Genomic DNA, 18,317 nt, shown 5'->3' with positions numbered 1-18,317 from the left:
GCTTGTTTCCACCAAAACAGGCCAAAAACGAAAGGCCGCTCCTATTTGGAACGGCCTTTCTGGAATTTATTATGTCGTGCTACTTGATACGCACTACTTGCTACCTGCAATTACTTACTCAGGTACAGGTTGCGCTCAGAGTAGATCTTGGTGAAGTAGTCGTCCTCCAGGTCATTGATGAAGTAAATGGCCTCGCCGGTAGATTTCATCTCTGGTCCCAGTTCCTTGTTCACTTCTGGGAATTTGCTGTGTGAGAACACCGGTACCTTGATGGCGTAGCCGTCCAGTTTAGGGTTGAAGGTGAAGTCCGTGACCTTGTTGGCGCCTAGCATCACTTTGGCAGCCCAGTTTACATACGGCTCGCCGTAGGCTTTGGCAATGAACGGCACCGTGCGGCTGGCGCGCGGGTTGGCTTCAATGATGTAGACAATCTCGTTCTTAATAGCGAACTGGATGTTGATGAGGCCCACCGTGTTGAGTGCCAAGGCAATCTTCTTGGTGTACTCCCGTATCTGGTTCATCACGTTCTCGCTCAGGTCAAACGGCGGAAGTACCGCGTACGAGTCTCCTGAGTGAATACCGGCCGGTTCAATGTGCTCCATGATGCCCAGAATCTGCACGTTCTCTCCGTCACAGATGGCATCGGCTTCGGCTTCAATGGCGCGGTCCAGGAAGTGGTCTAGGAGTACATGGTTGCCCGGGCTGTCTTTCAGGATATCCAGTACCTGCGCTTCCAGTTCTTTCTCGTTGATGACAATCTTCATGTTCTGGCCACCCAACACGTAGCTAGGGCGCACCAACAACGGGAACTTCAAGTCCTTGCACACTTCCAAGGCTTCCTCTGCTGAGGTCACGCTCGCGAACGGCGGGTACGGGATATCGTTATCTTTGAGTAGGGTAGAGAAGGCACCGCGGTCTTCGGCTAGGTCCAGGCTCTCATAGGTAGTACCCATAATTTTTATCCCGAAGCGGGTCAGCTTCTCAGCTAGTTTCAAAGCCGTCTGTCCGCCTAACTGCACAATCACGCCCTCTGGTTTCTCATGGAGGATGATGTCATAGATGTGCTCCCAGAATACGGGCTCAAAGTAGAGCTTGTCAGAGATGTCAAAGTCTGTAGACACCGTCTCTGGGTTGCAGTTAATCATGATGGTCTCATAGCCACACTCGCGGGCGGCCAACACGCCGTGCACGCAGGAGTAGTCAAACTCAATGCCCTGGCCAATGCGGTTAGGGCCCGAACCCAGCACCACCACTTTCTTGCGGTCCGAGACTAGGCTCTCGTTCTCGCCGTCAAAGGTGCTGTAGAAGTACGGCGTCTGGGCCTCAAACTCAGCGGCGCAGGTGTCCACCATCTTGAACACGCGGGTAATGCCCATGCTGGTGCGCTTATCGTGCACTTCGCTTTCCTTACAACGCAGCAAATACGCCAGCTGTCTGTCGGCGAAGCCTTTCACCTTAGCGGTGCGCATGAGGTCTGCCGGGATGTTGTCAATGTGATATTTAAGGATTTCGCGCTCGGTGAGTTCCAGCTCTTCAATCTGCTGCAAAAACCACGGGTCAATCTTGGTTACTTTATGGATGGTGCTGGAGGCTACGCCAAACTTCATGGCGTCTTTGATGGTGAACAGGCGGTCCCAACTCGGGTTGGCCAGACTGTCCATGAGCTGGTCATAGTTGGTTTTCTCCTTGCCATCGGCGCCCAGTCCGTTGCGCTTAATCTCCAGGCTTTGGCAGGCCTTCTGCAAAGCCTCTTGGAAGGTGCGGCCAATGCCCATCACCTCGCCTACAGACTTCATCTGCAAGCCCAGCGTTTTGTTGGCACCCTTGAACTTGTCAAAGTTCCAGCGCGGTATCTTCACAATCACATAGTCCAGCGCGGGTTCAAAGAACGCCGAGGTGGTCTTGGTGATGGAGTTCTGTAATTCGTCTAGATTATAACCGATAGCCAACTTAGCCGCAACTTTGGCAATTGGATAACCGGTCGCTTTAGAAGCCAGCGCCGAGGAGCGGCTGACGCGCGGGTTGATCTCAATGGCAATGATGGTGTCATCTTCTGGGTTCACCGAGAACTGCACGTTACAGCCGCCGGCAAACTGCCCGATGCCGTTCATCATCTTGATGGCCAAATCGCGCATGCGCTGGTAGACCGTATCTGGCAGGGTCATGGCCGGGGCCACCGTGATGGAGTCACCGGTGTGAATGCCCATCGGGTCAAAGTTCTCAATGGAGCAAATGATGATGATGTTACCTATGTTGTCGCGCAACAGCTCCAGCTCATACTCCTTCCAGCCCATGATGCTTTGCTCTACCAATACCTCGTGGGTAGGGCTTGCGTGCAGACCGCGGGTCAAGGCGGCATCAAACTCCTCTGGCGTGTTTACAAAGCCACCACCGGTACCACCCAGAGTAAACGACGGACGAATCACCAGCGGGAAGCCAATCTCCTGGGCAATCTCCTTGCCTTCCAGGAACGAGGTGGCGGTGTGGCCTTTGCAGACGTTCACGTCCAGCTCAATCATCAAAAGACGGAATTTCTCGCGGTCCTCAGTGGTTTCAATGGCGCCAATGTCTACGCCAATCATTCTCACGCCGTACTTTTTCCAGATACCGGCTTTGTCACAGTCAATAGCCAGGTTCAGCGCGGTCTGTCCCCCCATGGTAGGCAGCACCGCGTCAATCCTGTGCTTCTCCAGAATCTGCACAATCGACTTTTTCTCCAGCGGTAACAGGTAGACGTTGTCTGCCGTGATGGAGTCGGTCATGATGGTGGCCGGGTTGGAGTTGATGAGGGTGACCTCAATCCCTTCCTCGCGCAGAGAACGGGCGGCTTGGGAGCCGGAGTAGTCAAATTCGCAGGCTTGTCCAATGACAATAGGACCAGAACCAATGATTAAGACAGACTTGATGGATTGATCTTTGGGCATGGTAATGGGGTATGTATAAATTGCCCAAAGTTAACGGAGAATCTTTAATACCCCCGGAAAAAGTGAGGAAACCTGCGTTTTCTAGTGAAAAAAATAAAGAGGGCTGAGGAAATGGTAAAATTGCGCAAAGTCGTTTTTGGACTGTTTTCTAGGAATTAGGCCAAAAACAACACAGTAAAGTAAATCCTTTCTCCCGGAGGGAAAAGGTTAGAATAAGAGGGTGAGCGTTGAAGATGTAGAGACCAGGCACTGCCTTGTCTCTGACGCATTGCTTTCTATTGCTAATTTTACCTTCTGATGTAAACACCCCTCTACGCTCCCCTCAAGAGGAGAATCCGCGTTTAGTAAGGGCAGTAGGAGAGACGCTTGCGTCATTTTAAAGTGAAAAGGCAAGGACGTTTTTAGCCTCTTTTCCGCAAAACAAGCCGAAAACGATGTGCCTGGCAACTGACTACGGCTCTACCGACGGATTCAGAGAAACCTGTCGGCGCTCCCATTCTGAGTACAGCTTTAAGGAAGGAAGCAAATCCTCCAGCAACCAAGTCTGCAACTCATTCTCCGTATGGAAGGACGTAATCTCCACAGGCAACTCCGTCCTGAAATGGTTCATGGTAGACGAATGCACCACCCTGGAATCCAGAATCACGAACGCGCCTTTGTCTTTCTCTCGGCGTACCAAGCGCCCGAAGCCCTGCCGCAACTTGTGCTGGCTGGCCGGATAATAGAATTTGCCCCAGAACATACCGCCTTCTACTTCCTTACGGTGTGCCACCAGCGGGTTGCTGATGGACGGGTTGGGCAGCCTAAACACAATCACCTGCGAGAGCGTCACGCCCGGAAAATCCACCCCAGACCACATACGGTCCAAGCCTAGCAAAACGGAATGCTCCTCCTGCCGGAATCGCCGAATCTCCCAGAGACTGGTGCCTTCCTGCTTGAGCAGTTCAATGTCATAGGCGGGCAGTCTGGTATGGAGCCAATTATAAGCGGCGTCCATGTCGCGGCGACTGGTGAAGAGCACCAAGGTCCTGCCGTTCAACGCCACGATGCATTGGAGTAGGGTTTCCATGGCGGTCTGGTGCCAGGCCTGCTTCTCGGCGGGCGGCATCTTGTAGTCAAAGCACGGAATGAACGCGGGCACCACGGCCTGCACCTGTTCCTGCTGTTCATAGTTAAACGGCGACAGCTGGCGTATCTCCTGGTCAAAGGGCTCGGTTCGGCCTAACTGGTTTCTAAAGTACTGCGTGGAGCTAGCCACATACAGTGTGGCCGAGGTGAAAAGCAAGCTAGGGTAGGCCTGTTGCAGGGTCTCCATCTCATATTGCAGGTAATACGGCACTTTGCTCACCGACCAATACTGACTGCCTTTTTCCAGCACATGAATCCATTTCCGGCTGGGGAAGTCACTGGTGATTTTCTGAAGCGTGTCGGCAAACTCAGCGGCTTTTTCTCTATAAGTCTCCAGGCGGCCGTAGGTTTTGTCATCGGGCTTTTTGAGGAGCTTGTGGATGCGTTCCAGCTTGCCGGCCACAAACTGAATGGCCGTGCGCAACTCCTGTAAGGTCTGTTCAATGTCGGCGCTATAGTTTCTGGTCACCCATCTGCCTCTTTCCTCAAAAGAAATATCTTCCTGCCAGCGTTGTTCGCCGTTCGGAATGGGCAAGGCCTGTAAGCGGTCACTGCTTTCTTTTACCGTTTGGCAGTCGCGATAAATAGAATCAATCTCGTCTATAATTAACAAGGCTGTCTCTGTTTCAACACCTTTGAGCACGCGGTCGCCTACCACGTCCAGAAAGCCTTTGCGCATGTTGGTGCCCAGAAGCGGGCGCAACAGGCGCGCCTCCAGCATGCCCAGACTGAAGCCGGTGCTCAGGGCATGGCGGGCATTGTCGGGGAACTGGTCAGCCTCGTCAATGATGCAGTGCTTGATGAGCTCGGTGAGCTTGGGGGGGAACTGCAACAACTTGTGGTGATTGGTCACAATGATGTCGGCGGCGTAGGCCAGTTCCATGTGGCGGGCGTACGTGCACTTGGCCGGCTCGTGGCACAACTGGGGAACGCAGACTTCCTGCGCATTGGCCTCGGCTAACAGTCTGGACGTATCTGGCAAGACTGCCCGTATGTTCTGCGGAATCTCCTCAATCTCGCCCTGGGTATAGTACACGCGCATGACCAAGTACAGCCAGCTCAGCCCTTCCTTGATGTAGCCTTTGCCCTGCACCACCAGCTCGTCATAAATGTTGAGCAAGGCAGATAGGCACAGATAATTGTTCTTGCCTTTGACAATGGCCGGACGCAGGTGTGCGTGTAAGCCTTCCTTAAACCGTAGCCTCGGAATCTCGCCCTGCACAATCTGTTCCTGCAGGTTTTTAGTAGCGGTAGCCACCACTACTTTCCGGCCGGGGTTCAGGCGCAGAAGCTCGGCGGCGGCAATAAGGTAGCCCATGGTTTTACCGGTTCCGGTCCCAGCCTCGGCGGCAAACGTGCCTTTGCCGGCAATGGCCTTGTTGCAGAAGAACGAGTATTGCATCTGCGGGTAGCGCTCCGGCAAATCATATCTATGGTACCAGGCCTGCAAAGCATCCTGAATGTTCTTGTTGTTAGGCGGAAGAATGTCTGGCCGGGGTTTGACTGTGGGCGCTTCGGGCACCGTGGGCAACCATTTAGTAAACAGACTTCGCAAATGGAAAGGCAGGACCGGTGCCTCTACCGTGGCGGGCGGCGTGAGCCAGGCCATATTAGGCGATTCCAGTTCTTCTACGGATTGGGTAGCCAATAGCAAGGCCCGCCACGCGCTGGCTGTATGCAGAGAACCCAGCGCCAACACCTGGCTGAGCAACTGCATGAAGAGCGTAGGCTGACCCGGTTCGTTTTCTGGGGTGCTAGGAATATTCTGAAGTAAGACTTCTATGAGTCGGAAGAGCTGGTCGTGCAAGGCGGCCAAAGCCCCGTGCATAGGCAGGGAGGCTGGTTTTTTCTGGGCGGCGCTGGACAAGGCCACCAGGTCAGCCATCTCCATCAAGTTCAAGTGCGGCAGGAAGTAGGAGCACAGCAAGGCCAAATCTGCAAGTACTGGCGGCCGTGACATGTCCTGTATGACATGGTGCTTGAGCCAGGCCTGTTCATGGCGTTCCTGAAAGTAGAAGACGTGCGTGAAGGTGCTCAGGTAGGCTTGAATTTCTTCTTTCTGCTCGGCCCAGGTCTCCGCGTTCTTAGCTTGCTCCTTGCTGATTTTGGACTGCTGGTAGGCACTTCGGCCAAACTCCACCTCTGGATTGATGAACCACTCCTTGAGCACGCTCTGGCCTCTCTGCAAAGACAGAATACCCACCTGCAATAAGCCCTGCTTCCGGCTGTAAGAGCCGGTAGAAAACAGATGGATGACCGCAAAAGATGGGGAAGGGGAACTCATGGACGCCTCAGTCTCAAACACAGCCTTAAAATTACGGATTATCTGACTGCTAATGAAATGAGCAAGAGCGGGAAGAGAGAAAATTAGACATCCAATTCTTTTTCCTGCTGAACGCCCTCTCTTTTGTCATCCTGGAAGGATCTTGGTGGCAAGCTGTAATAGCGTTTGCTAAGAGCATATCCCGCATTCTCCTTTTTTGTCATCCTAAAAGGACCTTTTTGGCAAGTTGTAATAGCGTTCACTAAAAGAGACCTCCCGCAAGTTTGAGCGTAGCGCCAACTTGTGGGTAACCATGGGACAAGTTTACAAACTTGGCAGGCTCTGCAGGATGGCCCACGCAAGTTTATAAACTTGCGCCATACCCAGCTCCAAGCTATAAGCTTGAAGCAGAGAAAGGCGTTTTTGGCCTGTTTTCTGGGAAAGAGAGCAAAAACGGAATTCACACGTAGTCACTGCCTTTCTAGCTTGCCCACAAGGTCCTTTCAGGATGACAAAAGTGAGGGAGGGATTAGTGTTATTGATGGTGAAAAGTTTGTTGGAATTAAAACATGGCTACTTATTTCATTTTTGGCCTATTTTCTAGGAGAGAGGCCAAAAGCAAAAAGGCCGCACTAACAGCGCGGCCTTTTCTTATATATGCAGTGATATAGGTATGTACTTATTTAGTCTCAGAGAGTTCTGCCAAAGCAGGATAATCTGTGTAGCCTTTTTCGCCGGTTGGGCTGTAAAAGGTGTTAGGGTCTGCCTGGTTCAAGGGCGCGTGCTGCGCGAAACGCTCTACCAAGTCTGGGTTGCCAATGTACGGCACGCCGTAGGCCACTAAATCGGCGTGGCCTGCCTCAATTACCTTGTTACCGCTCTCCTGCGTGTAGCCACCGTTGGTCACCAGCGTGCCCTTGTAAATTCCTCTGAAATGCTGGGCCACCTCTTTGATGGCGTGCGGCAATTCGCGGGCTTTGGCACCGGCTTCTGTTAAGTGCAGGTAGGCCAGCGAGTAGTCGTTCAGTTTAGAGATGATGTACTCAAACTGCTCCGGCGCGTCTTCTGTCAAATTAATACCAAAGAGGCCATGCAACGATGGGTTCAAACGAACGCCTACCTTGCTTAGGTCCAAAACTTCTTTCACGGCGTCCAGCACCTCAAACAGAATGCGGGCACGGTTCTCTACAGAGCCGCCGTATTCATCGGTGCGCACGTTGGTCTGGCTGTTAAAGAACTGATGCAACAGGTAGCCATTAGAGGCATGGATTTCCACGCCGTCAAAACCGGCTTTCACAGCGTTGGCGGCGGCATTCTTGAAGTCCTGCACAATGGCTTTAATTTCAGAAACCTCCAACGCTCTTGGCGTCACGGTGTCTTTAAAGCCTTTCGGCGTGTACGCCTTATCATTCGGGTTCACCGCCGATGGGGCTACTGGCAATTCGCCGTTATGAAAGTCTGGGTGCGACATGCGGCCCACGTGCCACAGCTGCGCGAAGATTTTTCCGCCCTTGGCGTGCACGGCGTCAGTGACCAGTTTCCAGCCTTCTACCTGCGCGTCTGTGTAAATGCCCGGCACGTTGATGTAGCCAATGGCCTGCGCACTAATGGGCGTCCCTTCAGAGACAATCAAACCGGCACTGGCGCGCTGCGCATAATATTTGGCAGTCAATTCTGTAGCTACGTTCTCTGGGTTAGTAGAACGGCTACGCGTCATGGGCGCCATCACAACACGGTTGCGCAAGTCTAAATTCTCTGATGTGTATGGGGTTAAAAGCGGTTGAGTATTCATAGTTAATTTAAGTTTATGTACAGACAAAAGTTGTGTATACAAGTATATGGGTAAAAAAATATTACCGCTGGCGCACTTTGTCCAGCAGGTTGCCCAATAGGGTTGCTTCTTCTTCGGTTAAATGCCCGAATCTGCTTTGGAAGTCCTTAATCACGGCGTCAATCTGCTTCAAGAGCTCCAAGCCCTTGTCTGTGATGACAATGTCTACCTTGCGGCGGTTGCCAGGGCATTGGCAGCGGCTCACCAAGCCTTTCTCCAGTAGCTTATCCACCAAACGCGTAGCGTTGGATTCACGGTCCAGCATGCGTTCCTGAATTAAGCCCAACATGCACGGGTTGGGATGCTGACCCCGCAGGATAGACAACACATTGTGCTGTTGCAATGACAACCCGAACGGCCGTACCGTGCCCGCCAACTCCTTGTGCAGCCAGTTACCGGTGAACATGATGTTCACGGCCATCCGGTGGTACGGACTGGTAAAGGATTTCTGTTTTATTTCGTCTTCCAGGTTCATCTGTTGCAAAAGTAACTATAACTATTGTATATACAATTGTTGTGCTGGTATGGTTTCAGAAACCAGAAAGAAAGTCAGATTATTTACTAGGGCCTACCAAAGAAAACAGGCCAACCCCGCCGAAGCGTTTTTGGCCTGTTTTCCAGAATTTAGCCTAAAAATGGCTTATTTGTTGAAGGCCTGCTTGAGCGCCATGCCCGCTTGGGCCTGGGCGTTCTTGGCCTCGGGCAGGACGGTGGCCATCCCGAAGAACTCATGCGTGACGCCGTTGTATTTCTGGTAGTCGGTTTCCACGCCAGCGGCTTTCAGCTTGTCGTTCAGGGTCTGTCCCTCAGAGGCAAGGGGGTCAATCTCGGCGGCCACGATGGTGGTGGGTGGCAGGCCTTTCAAATTGGCGTTCACCAGGTCAATCCAAGGCTTCTTGCCGTCTGTGGGGCTGTTCAGGTACTGCTTGAAGAACCACTCCATCATGGGCTTGTCCAGGGGCTTGGCCTTGGCGTATTTCTGGTAAGACGGCGAGGTGGTGTTGTAGCTGGCAATGGGGTAGACCAACAGCTGGTGCACCGGCATCTGCACTTTCTGGTCGCGGGCCATCATGCTCACGGCAGCGGCCAGGTTGCCCCCGGCGCTTTCCCCCACTACGGCCACTTTCTTAGGGTCGCCTTTCATGGAAGCAGCGTTAGCTAAAGCCCATTTGTAGGCGGCAAAGGCGTCATTGTGGGCGGTAGGATATTTGTGCTCGGGCGCCTGACGGTAAGCTACTGATATGACAATAGCGCCGGCTTGTTCGGCTAAGCCTCTGGCAGAACCGTCATAGGTGTTCAAATCGGCAATGACCCAGCCACCGCCGTGGTAGTAGACAATCACTGGATAAGATGACTTGCCGGTTTTAGGCGTGTACACGCGGGCGTGAATCTGACCACCCTGTACCGGAATCTTCTTGCCCACGGTATCCACTTTGCTAGGCGGCATGGGAATGTTGTTCTCCTTCATCAAATCCATGACTGCGGTGGTAGGAGTAGGGTTGGTTCTGGCCTGGGCGGCGGTCAGCTCAGGAATTGGTTTGGCGCCGTAGCTGGCTAGTTTTTCCATGACGGCTTGCATGGGAGGCGTGATGGTAGATCCCCAGGCTGGTTTGGCGCCGGTTGGCTTTAGACGCACCATGCTGGTGTCTGTAGTCACTGACTGGGAGGCGGTATCTGTGGGAAACAGGTCTTCTTCCATGCCAGCGGCTTTCTTGGCCGCATCACGTGATCTGGCTTCAGAGTCTACCGTGCGTTTAGGTTCACAGGCGTTGAATAAAATGGCGCCAAGCGCAAAGGTTGCCCAACCCGACTTCCAGAGGGAGCGAGCGAGGAAGGTTGATGGATTTTTTTTCATAGTGTTCAGGTAGATTGATGTATGTATCTACGGTAAACACAGAGAAAGTGGCACTTGTTTTAGGAGGTTTATACGAAGGCTGATTTGCCCTTCTAAAGTCTTCCGTTTTTGGGCTATTTTCCAGAAAACGGCCCAAAAACGGAAGTAGGTTATTTATTGCTGTTGACCGTCAATTGATTGTCTACCATGCGGTTGTTGTACTGTTGGATGAATGCTTTGAGTTTGCGCTCCATGGCGGTCTGCACTTCGGGCAAGGTGTCTTTTAAGTCTTTCTTCAATAACTTGTCTTCGCGGTAATTGAAAAGGCCTAAGGCGTTGGTGCCGTCATGCTGTAGCAAGTACTCGCCCTCGGTCCATTGGTAGCCGCCCTGGTAGTTCACCGCAAAGTTGCCCTCGGCGGGATTCAACATGTTCTTCCCGAAGGAGAAGTACGGTTTGTCATACTTGAGGTAGCCCAGCACCGTGGGCATGATGTCCAGCTGCTGCACCACGCGGTCTTTCTCCACGCCTCTGAAATTGGCGTCGCCGGGCGCGTAAAACAAGATGGGCACGGCAAAGTTTCCCCAGGCGGTCTGGTATTCTGGGTAGTAGGTGTACGTGGCCGAGTGGTCTGCCGTAATCACAAACAGCGTGTTCTTGAACCAGGGTGCCTTGCTGGCCGTCTCAAAGAATTTGCGCAACGCCATGTCTGAGTAGCCAATACACTCAAAAATCTCATACGGCCCTTTCTTGAATTTGCCTTTGTAGCGGTCTGGTATTTTGTAGGGATGGTGCGAGGACGTGGTAAACACCGCGCTCATGAACGGTTCTTTGAACGTGCCCAGCTTGCCCGCCATGAACTGCAGAAACTCCTCGTCCCAGATACCCCACATGCCGTCAAAGTCTTCGGGCTTGCCATACTCCGTCATGCCGTAATACTGCTCCACGCCCATCAAATTCATGAGCGCGTCAAAACCCATGGACCCATTAGGCGCCCCATGGAAGAACGAGGTCTGGTAGCCTTTCTCACGCAGCGTGCGCGGCAAACTAGGCAAGGTGTTACTCACGTACTGCGTGAGCACAAAGGGTTCCTGCACGCTGGGAATACCCGTGAGCACGCTGGGCAGCGCGTCAATGGAGCGCCGGCCGTTGGCAAACGAGTTCCAGTAGACTTTGCTCTGCGTCATCAAGGAGTCTATAAACGGCGTGAAGCCCGTGTACTTGCCGCCTTCCAAGTGCTGGTTGTAGCCGCCAATGGCCTCCTTCCCGAAGCTCTCCAAAATAATCACCACCACGTTCTTGGGCGTGAACTGCCCGCTGTCCGCCGGCTGGTGAATTGGGTTGAAGAGTTGAGATAGCTCAGGCTCCTGGTAATGCGTAATCTTGTGGTAGGTAGGTTTGTTGAGCGTCCTGATGACCGAAAAGGGCGTGTTGAGCACGATGTACATCTCCTGCGGCCGCTCTACGTACTGACCGGCGTTGCTCAAGGTGATGGGCCGCGTGCTGTGCCGAATGCCGCCCCTGATGGCCACAATGGTCAATCCCACCGTGAGCAGCATGAGCAGCGTATGCCACGGATAGTAATACCATGGGTTGAGGTTCTTGGGCCTAACCAATTGAATGCGATTGTACAGCCACGCCAAGGCCACTACCAGCGCTAGCCAGATCACCGGCACGTACCAGAAATCCACCAAAAAGCTGGTCGCAAACTTGCCCCAGTTCTCATTGCCAAACTCCTGCACCACGCTGGCCGTGGTGCGCCGCAGCGTGAAGCGGTAGTACACAAAGTCAATGCAGTTAAAGGCTATGCCAATGGCGTTGCACACCAGAAACACCCACTTGACCACCTTGCGGTAGACAGGATGGTACCTGAACGGGAACGGTAAAATCATGAGCACCAGAAACAGCGCATTGGTGTACAGCACCGCCGACAGGTCAAACTGCAAGCCCGCCAGCATCAGGTACAGCAAGTCTGAGAACGAGGTCTCCTCAAAGAACCCTTGGTTGAAGACGAAGAACAGAACCCGGCAAATGGTATAGAACAGCATGGCCAGCCCCAGCGAGAGCAGCAAGGCCGCATACACACTTTCCCGCAACGGCCTAGGCCTTAAGAATTTCATCATGGAGTAAAATCAAGAACCGCAAAATTAGGCATACCCCGGCACTTATAGAAACCGTCTGAGAATCAATGCCGTTTTTAGCGTGTTTTCCAGGAAGTAGGCCAAAAATGAAAATTGGCTGGTTGTTGATTGATAATTGTTGTTTGTTTTATCTGCTGGTGTAAACACCCCCTTAGAGCTGCGCTCGGTGCCTCAAACTCACGTTTGGGCAACCCTCAAAGGGAGAGATTCTGCGTTTGGAAAAGCAGTTGGTACAGACGCTCGCAGGTCCTGCCGCACGCTACGAGGTCTTGTGAGTAGCGGCGGTTGTTGATTGCTAGGTGATTCATCTGTTGGTGTAAACACCCCCCTTAGCCCCCCTCAAGGGGGGAGTCTGCGAGTAGTAGCCGTATTGGTGTAAAGGCTCGTTTGGGCAGCCCACAATGGAATCCCCATTTAGTAACAGCCTCTACTACTAGCACCAGTTCCAGTCTTTCCGTCGAGTCGCCTAAGCAGGTTGCCGCCTCTGGCAGGAGGGCGGTCGCTACAGAGCAAGACGGGCTAGTCAGACCAAAGCGGCCCTACGCAGAAGAGGCAAGCTGGTACAGCGCGAGGCGGGAAGACGGGGCCCCGCGGCCGCGAGCGCTTGGCGGAAACAATGAAACGAAGGGCATAAGGGCACCGGAAGAAGCGGCCTTGCTCAGGAACAGCCAACGGAAGCGCACGGCAAAAAGTCACGGAGGTAACCTCCGCGCCATAGAAGGGGCCTAAAGCTAGTCAGAAAGGCAGTCTAAGTCGTTGGTGATAACACCAACAATGGAGGCTTGGATGCAGGCAAACCACATCACCGGAAAGAACACCTTCTAGTAAAACATGCTTTTCATTAGAAAACACTGTCACTCACCTGCTTTCAACAGAATGTTATTTTACATAACCACATAGGGGAGAAGCACTGTATCTTTGTCTTGCTTGGAACAAAGCAACCCGGCGGCGCTTCACTGTCCTAGTAAAGGCATAGTTTTTGAAAAAGCGCTAGGGCATTTAACCTCAGACTGATGATATTTTCTTTTACAAATAATGTAGTGAGCAAATTAAGAGCGGCATCGCGGCAAGTGCAGTTGGGAATCCTAATAGGAGCGCTGGCCGTGACCAGTTGTACCGCACCCAGGTCCATCATCCATTCGGGGCGCGTAACACCGCACGGACAGTTCAAGGCCGGGGCCAACTTTGGCGGCAACATCGCCACAGAGCCCATCGGGCAGTTGAAAGACGTGACCGAAGACGCCATTGTAGCCTTGGCCAACCGCGACTCCGTGTACTATGACGGACTGGTAAAGTCTGCCACCAAAGCCGCCATTGCCTATTCGCTAGACCCAGTAGGACCGACTTTTGACTTTTATGTGCGCTATGGCGTCCTCCCACGGGTAGACGTGGGTTATAAGTATGCGTCTGGTGTGCACGTGCTGGATGCCAACTATCAGTTCTTGGGACCAGAAGCCGGTACTAATGCGGGCGCAGAAAGATGGTACGGCAGTGTGGGCGTGCAGTATGCGGGCCAGAACTCAGACATCTTTGATAAACTGTTTTTGAACAAGCTAAGCTCAGTGCTGGAGTTCAAGGCTGCCAGAAAAGATGTGTTGGTGCCCTTGACGTTCAGCCGGTCGTTTGGGCCAGACGAAGAGTTCGGGAACATTTCCTTCGGGGTAGCTTATAATCACACGTTTGTGGAATATGGCCTGGTACCGGGCAAATTGTATGAGAAAGTGGGCGGTGGAAAAGCCGTGAAACTGGAGGGCCTCACTAGAAAGCAGGACTTTGCATCTTACGGACTGTTTGTGAACGCCAAAGTGGGCGCCAAGCGTATTTTCCTGTTGCCGTCCCTGTCCATGTTCTACCAGAAATATGGTACCTATGAGTTGTTGAAAGGCGAGACCGAAGACTTCTCAGGTATCTCCATCATTCCGTCCATTGGCGTGCAGATTGGTCTGGGCCAAGGCAAGGTAGGCAGATAAACACCTAATCGTTTTTAGGCTGTTTTCTGGAAATAAGGCCAAAAATGAATCATTTATAGAAAGCATGAAAACATAAAAAGCCCGCCTTCCATTGCTGGAGGCGGGCTTTTGCTTTGGGCAAGCGTGATTATTTGTTCCGGAAGGTGAGGCCGGTCAAGGCAATGATGTACACACCGCGGTCTGCGTCATACTCCAGGGTGTAAGAGGTTGGGTAATAGCCAGGGTCTTCTACAATGTTCAATTGTGGTATGTTAGACCAAACCGGCATGCCATCTTGTAAGCTCTGCATGTAGGCCAGCGTGATCATGGGTTCTAAGAACGTCACCTTATCTTTGTTAGAACCATAAATAAAAGTCTTGGAGAAGCCCGCCGGTGAGAACTCCGGTGAGGTGATGTCTGACCAGTGAACACCCATGTGCGGTACGGCAAACGGCGCCGGTCCAAACACATACGTAGGCGGCAGAACGCCCCGCTCCATCAAATCATAAGCGCCCGCGTCCAGTCCACCCGAAATCTTCATGATTTGGCTCTGGGTTATCATGTAAAAGTGGAAGTCAAAATGGGGCAGGGTGTACACGCCTTCTGGGTCATGGCCGTCTGGGTTCCAGCCAATGGTAACGGCCTTAATGCCGGTGGCATGCAGTTGGCCCGGCAGTTTCAAGAAATACTCACCCGGCATGTGCGGTAGATTCATGAGCGTTTCCTCAGATATTTCCAGACCCATGGCGGTAGGGTGCCCGTTGACCATCTCCACCCAAGTGCGGGACGTGCCTCCCCACAGCGACGTGGTAGGGCCATAATAGGTAGAAGACATGCCTTTGGCCAGGTTCTGGTTGAGACCGTCTGGTACTACCTCTTCCTGTGACTCACAGCCTGTAAAGAAGAGCAAAGCAAAGACAAGGGGTGCCAGAAAAAGGCCTTTAGTCTGGGTCAATACGTTTTTCATAGAAAGAGTGATTAAAGAGTTTTGTAACAAGGAAAAGCATCAATAGAAAGCCCTGAAAGCGGGAACGGCGGGACGGTATCATTGCAGAAGAAAGAAATAACCCTACAGTAAATAAGGAAAGGAGTACACCATGCTAAGCGTCCTCCAAGGCGTTTGTAGGAGAGCATGGCCCGCGCACGATTTTTCTAAAGAAACAGCCTTTTTTGCTTGCCCAGGCATTACAGAAAAGGAGACGGTGTGTCTTTGCGGCGTCTAAGCAGTAGGAGTTGGTAGGTAGGCGCGCTGGTAAATGATGGGCAAAGGTATTGGGGCAGATAGGCAAAGTATTGCATAAACCCGACATTCAAACTGACCACAAAACTATCCTGCTAACCGGCGCAAGAGAAGCCGTTCCCTTAAAGAAAGCATCTCTAGCGTAGACACATCTGTAGCCTCCTGTCTTATGCATAAAAGCGGTGGGCACTAACAGGAGAGGTAGTCGTTTTTGGTCTGATTTCTTTAAAACAGGCCAAAAACGGATGAACAAAACTGGTGTCTGGTAAGAAGATGGTTAAAACGTCAAGAACTCCTGCGGGTGGGCCAGGTACTTAGTGGGCACTACGCCTGTCATTCGTTTGAACTCACGGTTAAAATGCGCCTGGTCTGAGTAGCCGCCCAAGTACGAAAGCTGAGCCAAGGGCAGATTAGGGTTCTGTGCAATTAACTGTAAGACAGAACTGAGCCGGCTTAGGCGCATGTAGGTTTTAGGGCTCAGCCCGAGGTCTTTTTTAAAGGCGCGCTCCAACTGCCGCATGCCAATGCACAGGTTCTGGCTGAGGCCTTCTACGCTCACGTGGCACTTCTGGAGCCTGATGAGCCGTGCGGCGGTCTGCACATAGTTAGACTCTGCCGTGGGGGACGCCGCCTGTATAAAGGACTTCAAGTACGTGTCTGTGAGGCGTACGCGCTCAGTGCTGCTTTTAACCTGGCTCAGGCGCTGCCGAAACGTGGAAAAAGAGGCATCCAGTTCTTTCTGGCAGGGAGCCGCGCTGTTCAACACGTCAGACGCAGATACCCCAAACACGCCCGGCAGGGCTTCGGGGTTAAAGCAGATGCCAAACCATTCTTTGCTCTGGGTGCGCGGCAACGCATGGGGTATGGTCCAGAAGCCTACTTCGCCCATCATGAGCTCAGCTTCCTGTTTGTTATTTTTTTTAGCGCTTTTGACAGGCGGGCCCAGGGGCAGGACCACCTCTAAATAACTTGACGGGAAAATCTTTTGGTTCTGCACATTGTCTGCATCTGTCCAGATGCCTGCCCAATAATGGTCTACTACTGTTTGGAGCGCCGCTGCCGGCGCGTACTTAGTAATTGTTAATCCCATGCCCACATTGCTTACCAACCCCTCTCTTCTTGCCTCAACCATTGGGCAACCGCAGTTGCCGGACTGCCTTACAAGACGCAGACAGTACGCAGATTATGTTTAGATGTAACGCCTACAGTCACAGGATGTTGCAATGAAAAACATTGTTTAGTACAAGAGCGGCCAAAGAAGGCCAGAAACCGTTTTTGGCTTATTTCTCAGAAAACAGGCTGAAAACGAGATGCCTGTTGAGCGCAAGTCAAGGTCTTGCTAGAAAGCGTCCAGCAAATCATGCCTTGCGGCTGTGACACACGCTCAAATCCCAGTTTTTCCAGAATGCGGTAAGAGCCTCTGTTGTCTGCCGCGCATTGGGCGGTGACGGTCTGCACATTTGGTTGACTTACGGCTCAGTTGGTGAGCGCTTGGGCAACCTCCAGACCGTATCCCTTCTGCTGCTCAGCGGCAATGATGCCGTAGCCTAAGTCCACCTCGCCGTTGGGGTTGGGTACTCCTTTAAAGCTGGCGTCTCCAATTAGCGTCATGTTTTCTTTTTTGAGCACCATCCAAGACTCAAAACCAGTGGGAGCCGGCACCTTGGCCAGGTTCTTTAAAATTTTGGGCAGCGTGTCTAAGGTTTCTTCATCTGGCCAGCCCGGGGCCGGTGTAATGCCAGTGTGCTCCAGTGCGGTGTACTCGCCTGCCAATACCTGCTGGCAAATCTCTTGCGTGAACGGCAACAGGCAAAGTCTAGAAGTGACTATTTCAAGCGAGGGCATAGGTAGGGACAAACTTGAGCAATGGGGATCGTTTTTCGGGGTGAAGGTGAGTTATGTGGCAAGGATACCCTGTGGTAGACATTCTTTGAGGGTATGGTTGTGCTGCTGGTTGTGCGCCCTCAGGACAGCGCTTGCGGGGCGGGACTACCGGCGGGGCGTGACTTGTCCTCGGGCAAGGGCACAAACTCCAGGTTGTCATTGGGCGGAAGCAAAATGCGGCCCGCCTGCCAGTCGGCTTTGGCCTGTTCAATGCGCTCTTTTTTACTAGACACGAAATTCCACCAGATAAAACGCTCACCCAGCGGCTCACCGCCCAAGAGCATGAGGGTGGTAGGCTCTTTGGCCAATAGAACGGGATCCACGCCTTTGATAAAGACCAGCATCTGGCCCGCACTATACATTCTGCCGCCAACCTCCAGACTTCCTTTGGCAATGTAGATGCCGCGCTCGGCGTGTTCCATGGGCAAGCCAAAACGGGCGCCAGTGTCTAACTGTACATGCAGATAGAATAGCGGCGAATGCGTTTTGACATCGTTCCGGAGGCCGTAGGCGTCACCGGCAATCAGGCGCATCCAGACGCCGGTGTCAGTGAAGATGGGCAGCTGGGCTGGTTTGTAGTTGTCAAAGGCAGGCGCGGCTTCTTCGTCTTTCTCAGGCAGGGCCACCCAGGTCTGAATCATCTCCAGGTTGCCGCCCGCCAGCGCCGCCGGGTCTTCAAAGCGCTCTGAGTGCGAAATGCCGCTTCCGGCCGTCATCCAGTTCACCTCGCCGGGCAAGATAATCTGCTCCACGCCCAGGCTGTCACGGTGGGTGACCTGGCCGCCAAACAGGTAACTCACGGTAGACAAGCCAATGTGCGGATGGGGCAAGACGTCCATGTTGTGTACCAGCGGCGGCTCTACTTGAACGGGGCCAGCGTGGTCCATGAAGATAAACGGCCCCACCATTCTTCGCATTCTAAACGGAAGGATTCTGCCCACGTCCATGCCCGGGGCAAGGGAGGCTTTACGAGCTTCAATGACAATATCCAGCATGGCTATACAGATTGGTTTCTTTTACAATAAACGGATTTGGCCGAAAGCAGCCAACAGTGGTAAGGCGTAGACGCATCGGTTTTGGTCTGAATTCTGGAAAACAGCCCAAAAGTGATGTATTATAAGTG

At 52.7% G+C, this 18,317-nt stretch carries 12 protein-coding genes; 1 reads left to right on the top strand and 11 read right to left on the bottom strand.

Annotated features, from left to right (window positions below):
- Positions 1-110 precede the first annotated feature (110 nt).
- The 6 genes from carB to ABD880_RS11995 form a co-directional block, all read right to left on the bottom strand.
- On the bottom strand, positions 111-2,924 hold the full coding sequence (gene carB, locus ABD880_RS12020) for a carbamoyl-phosphate synthase large subunit (protein WP_345166339.1): 2,814 nt from the start codon (positions 2,922-2,924) through the stop codon (positions 111-113).
- 451 nt (positions 2,925-3,375) lie between these two features.
- A complete protein-coding gene (locus tag ABD880_RS12015) occupies positions 3,376-6,336 on the bottom strand; it encodes a helicase C-terminal domain-containing protein (RefSeq protein ID WP_345166337.1) in 2,961 nt (986 codons plus the stop codon).
- 658 nt (positions 6,337-6,994) lie between these two features.
- Entirely contained in the window at positions 6,995-8,107 is a 1,113-nt protein-coding gene (locus ABD880_RS12010; RefSeq protein ID WP_345166334.1) for an alkene reductase, read from the bottom strand.
- Between the two features lie 61 nt (positions 8,108-8,168).
- A complete protein-coding gene (locus tag ABD880_RS12005) occupies positions 8,169-8,621 on the bottom strand; it encodes a MarR family winged helix-turn-helix transcriptional regulator (RefSeq protein WP_345166332.1) in 453 nt (150 codons plus the stop codon).
- 165 nt (positions 8,622-8,786) lie between these two features.
- On the bottom strand, positions 8,787-10,001 hold the full coding sequence (locus tag ABD880_RS12000; RefSeq protein WP_345166330.1) for an alpha/beta hydrolase: 1,215 nt from the start codon (positions 9,999-10,001) through the stop codon (positions 8,787-8,789).
- Positions 10,002-10,150: 149 nt separating this feature from the next.
- On the bottom strand, positions 10,151-12,103 hold the full coding sequence (locus tag ABD880_RS11995) for an LTA synthase family protein (RefSeq protein ID WP_345166328.1): 1,953 nt from the start codon (positions 12,101-12,103) through the stop codon (positions 10,151-10,153).
- A gap of 1,058 nt (positions 12,104-13,161) precedes the next feature.
- On the opposite strand from ABD880_RS11995, the gene ABD880_RS11990 reads away from it, so the two are divergent.
- Entirely contained in the window at positions 13,162-14,091 is a 930-nt protein-coding gene (locus ABD880_RS11990; protein ID WP_345166325.1) for a hypothetical protein, read from the top strand.
- Between the two features lie 127 nt (positions 14,092-14,218).
- Here the strand turns inward: ABD880_RS11990 and ABD880_RS11985 are convergent, their stop codons facing one another.
- The 5 genes from ABD880_RS11985 to ABD880_RS11965 all read right to left on the bottom strand — a co-directional run bounded on the left by ABD880_RS11985 (position 14,219) and on the right by ABD880_RS11965 (position 18,189).
- Entirely contained in the window at positions 14,219-15,037 is an 819-nt protein-coding gene (locus tag ABD880_RS11985) for a DUF5602 domain-containing protein (RefSeq protein ID WP_345166322.1), read from the bottom strand.
- 550 nt (positions 15,038-15,587) lie between these two features.
- The gene (locus ABD880_RS11980) at positions 15,588-16,400 is read right to left on the bottom strand and encodes a helix-turn-helix domain-containing protein (RefSeq protein WP_345166316.1); all 813 of its coding nucleotides are present in this window, start codon (positions 16,398-16,400) and stop codon (positions 15,588-15,590) included.
- A gap of 197 nt (positions 16,401-16,597) precedes the next feature.
- The gene (locus tag ABD880_RS11975) at positions 16,598-16,768 is read right to left on the bottom strand and encodes a GNAT family protein (RefSeq protein ID WP_345166313.1); all 171 of its coding nucleotides are present in this window, start codon (positions 16,766-16,768) and stop codon (positions 16,598-16,600) included.
- Positions 16,769-16,786: 18 nt separating this feature from the next.
- Positions 16,787-17,155 (bottom strand): GNAT family N-acetyltransferase, encoded by a 369-nt coding sequence (locus tag ABD880_RS11970; RefSeq protein WP_345166310.1) that lies wholly within the window; start codon positions 17,153-17,155, stop codon positions 16,787-16,789.
- Positions 17,156-17,274: 119 nt separating this feature from the next.
- Positions 17,275-18,189, bottom strand: coding sequence for a pirin family protein (locus ABD880_RS11965; RefSeq protein WP_345166307.1), 915 nt, complete (start codon positions 18,187-18,189; stop codon positions 17,275-17,277).
- Positions 18,190-18,317 lie beyond the last annotated feature (128 nt).

Origin of the sequence: Nibribacter koreensis (genome assembly GCF_039541795.1) — a bacterium.
Classification (GTDB): domain Bacteria; phylum Bacteroidota; class Bacteroidia; order Cytophagales; family Hymenobacteraceae; genus Nibribacter; species Nibribacter koreensis.
Note: the sequence above shows the minus strand (reverse complement) of the source record. Positions and strands in the feature narration are given on the sequence as shown.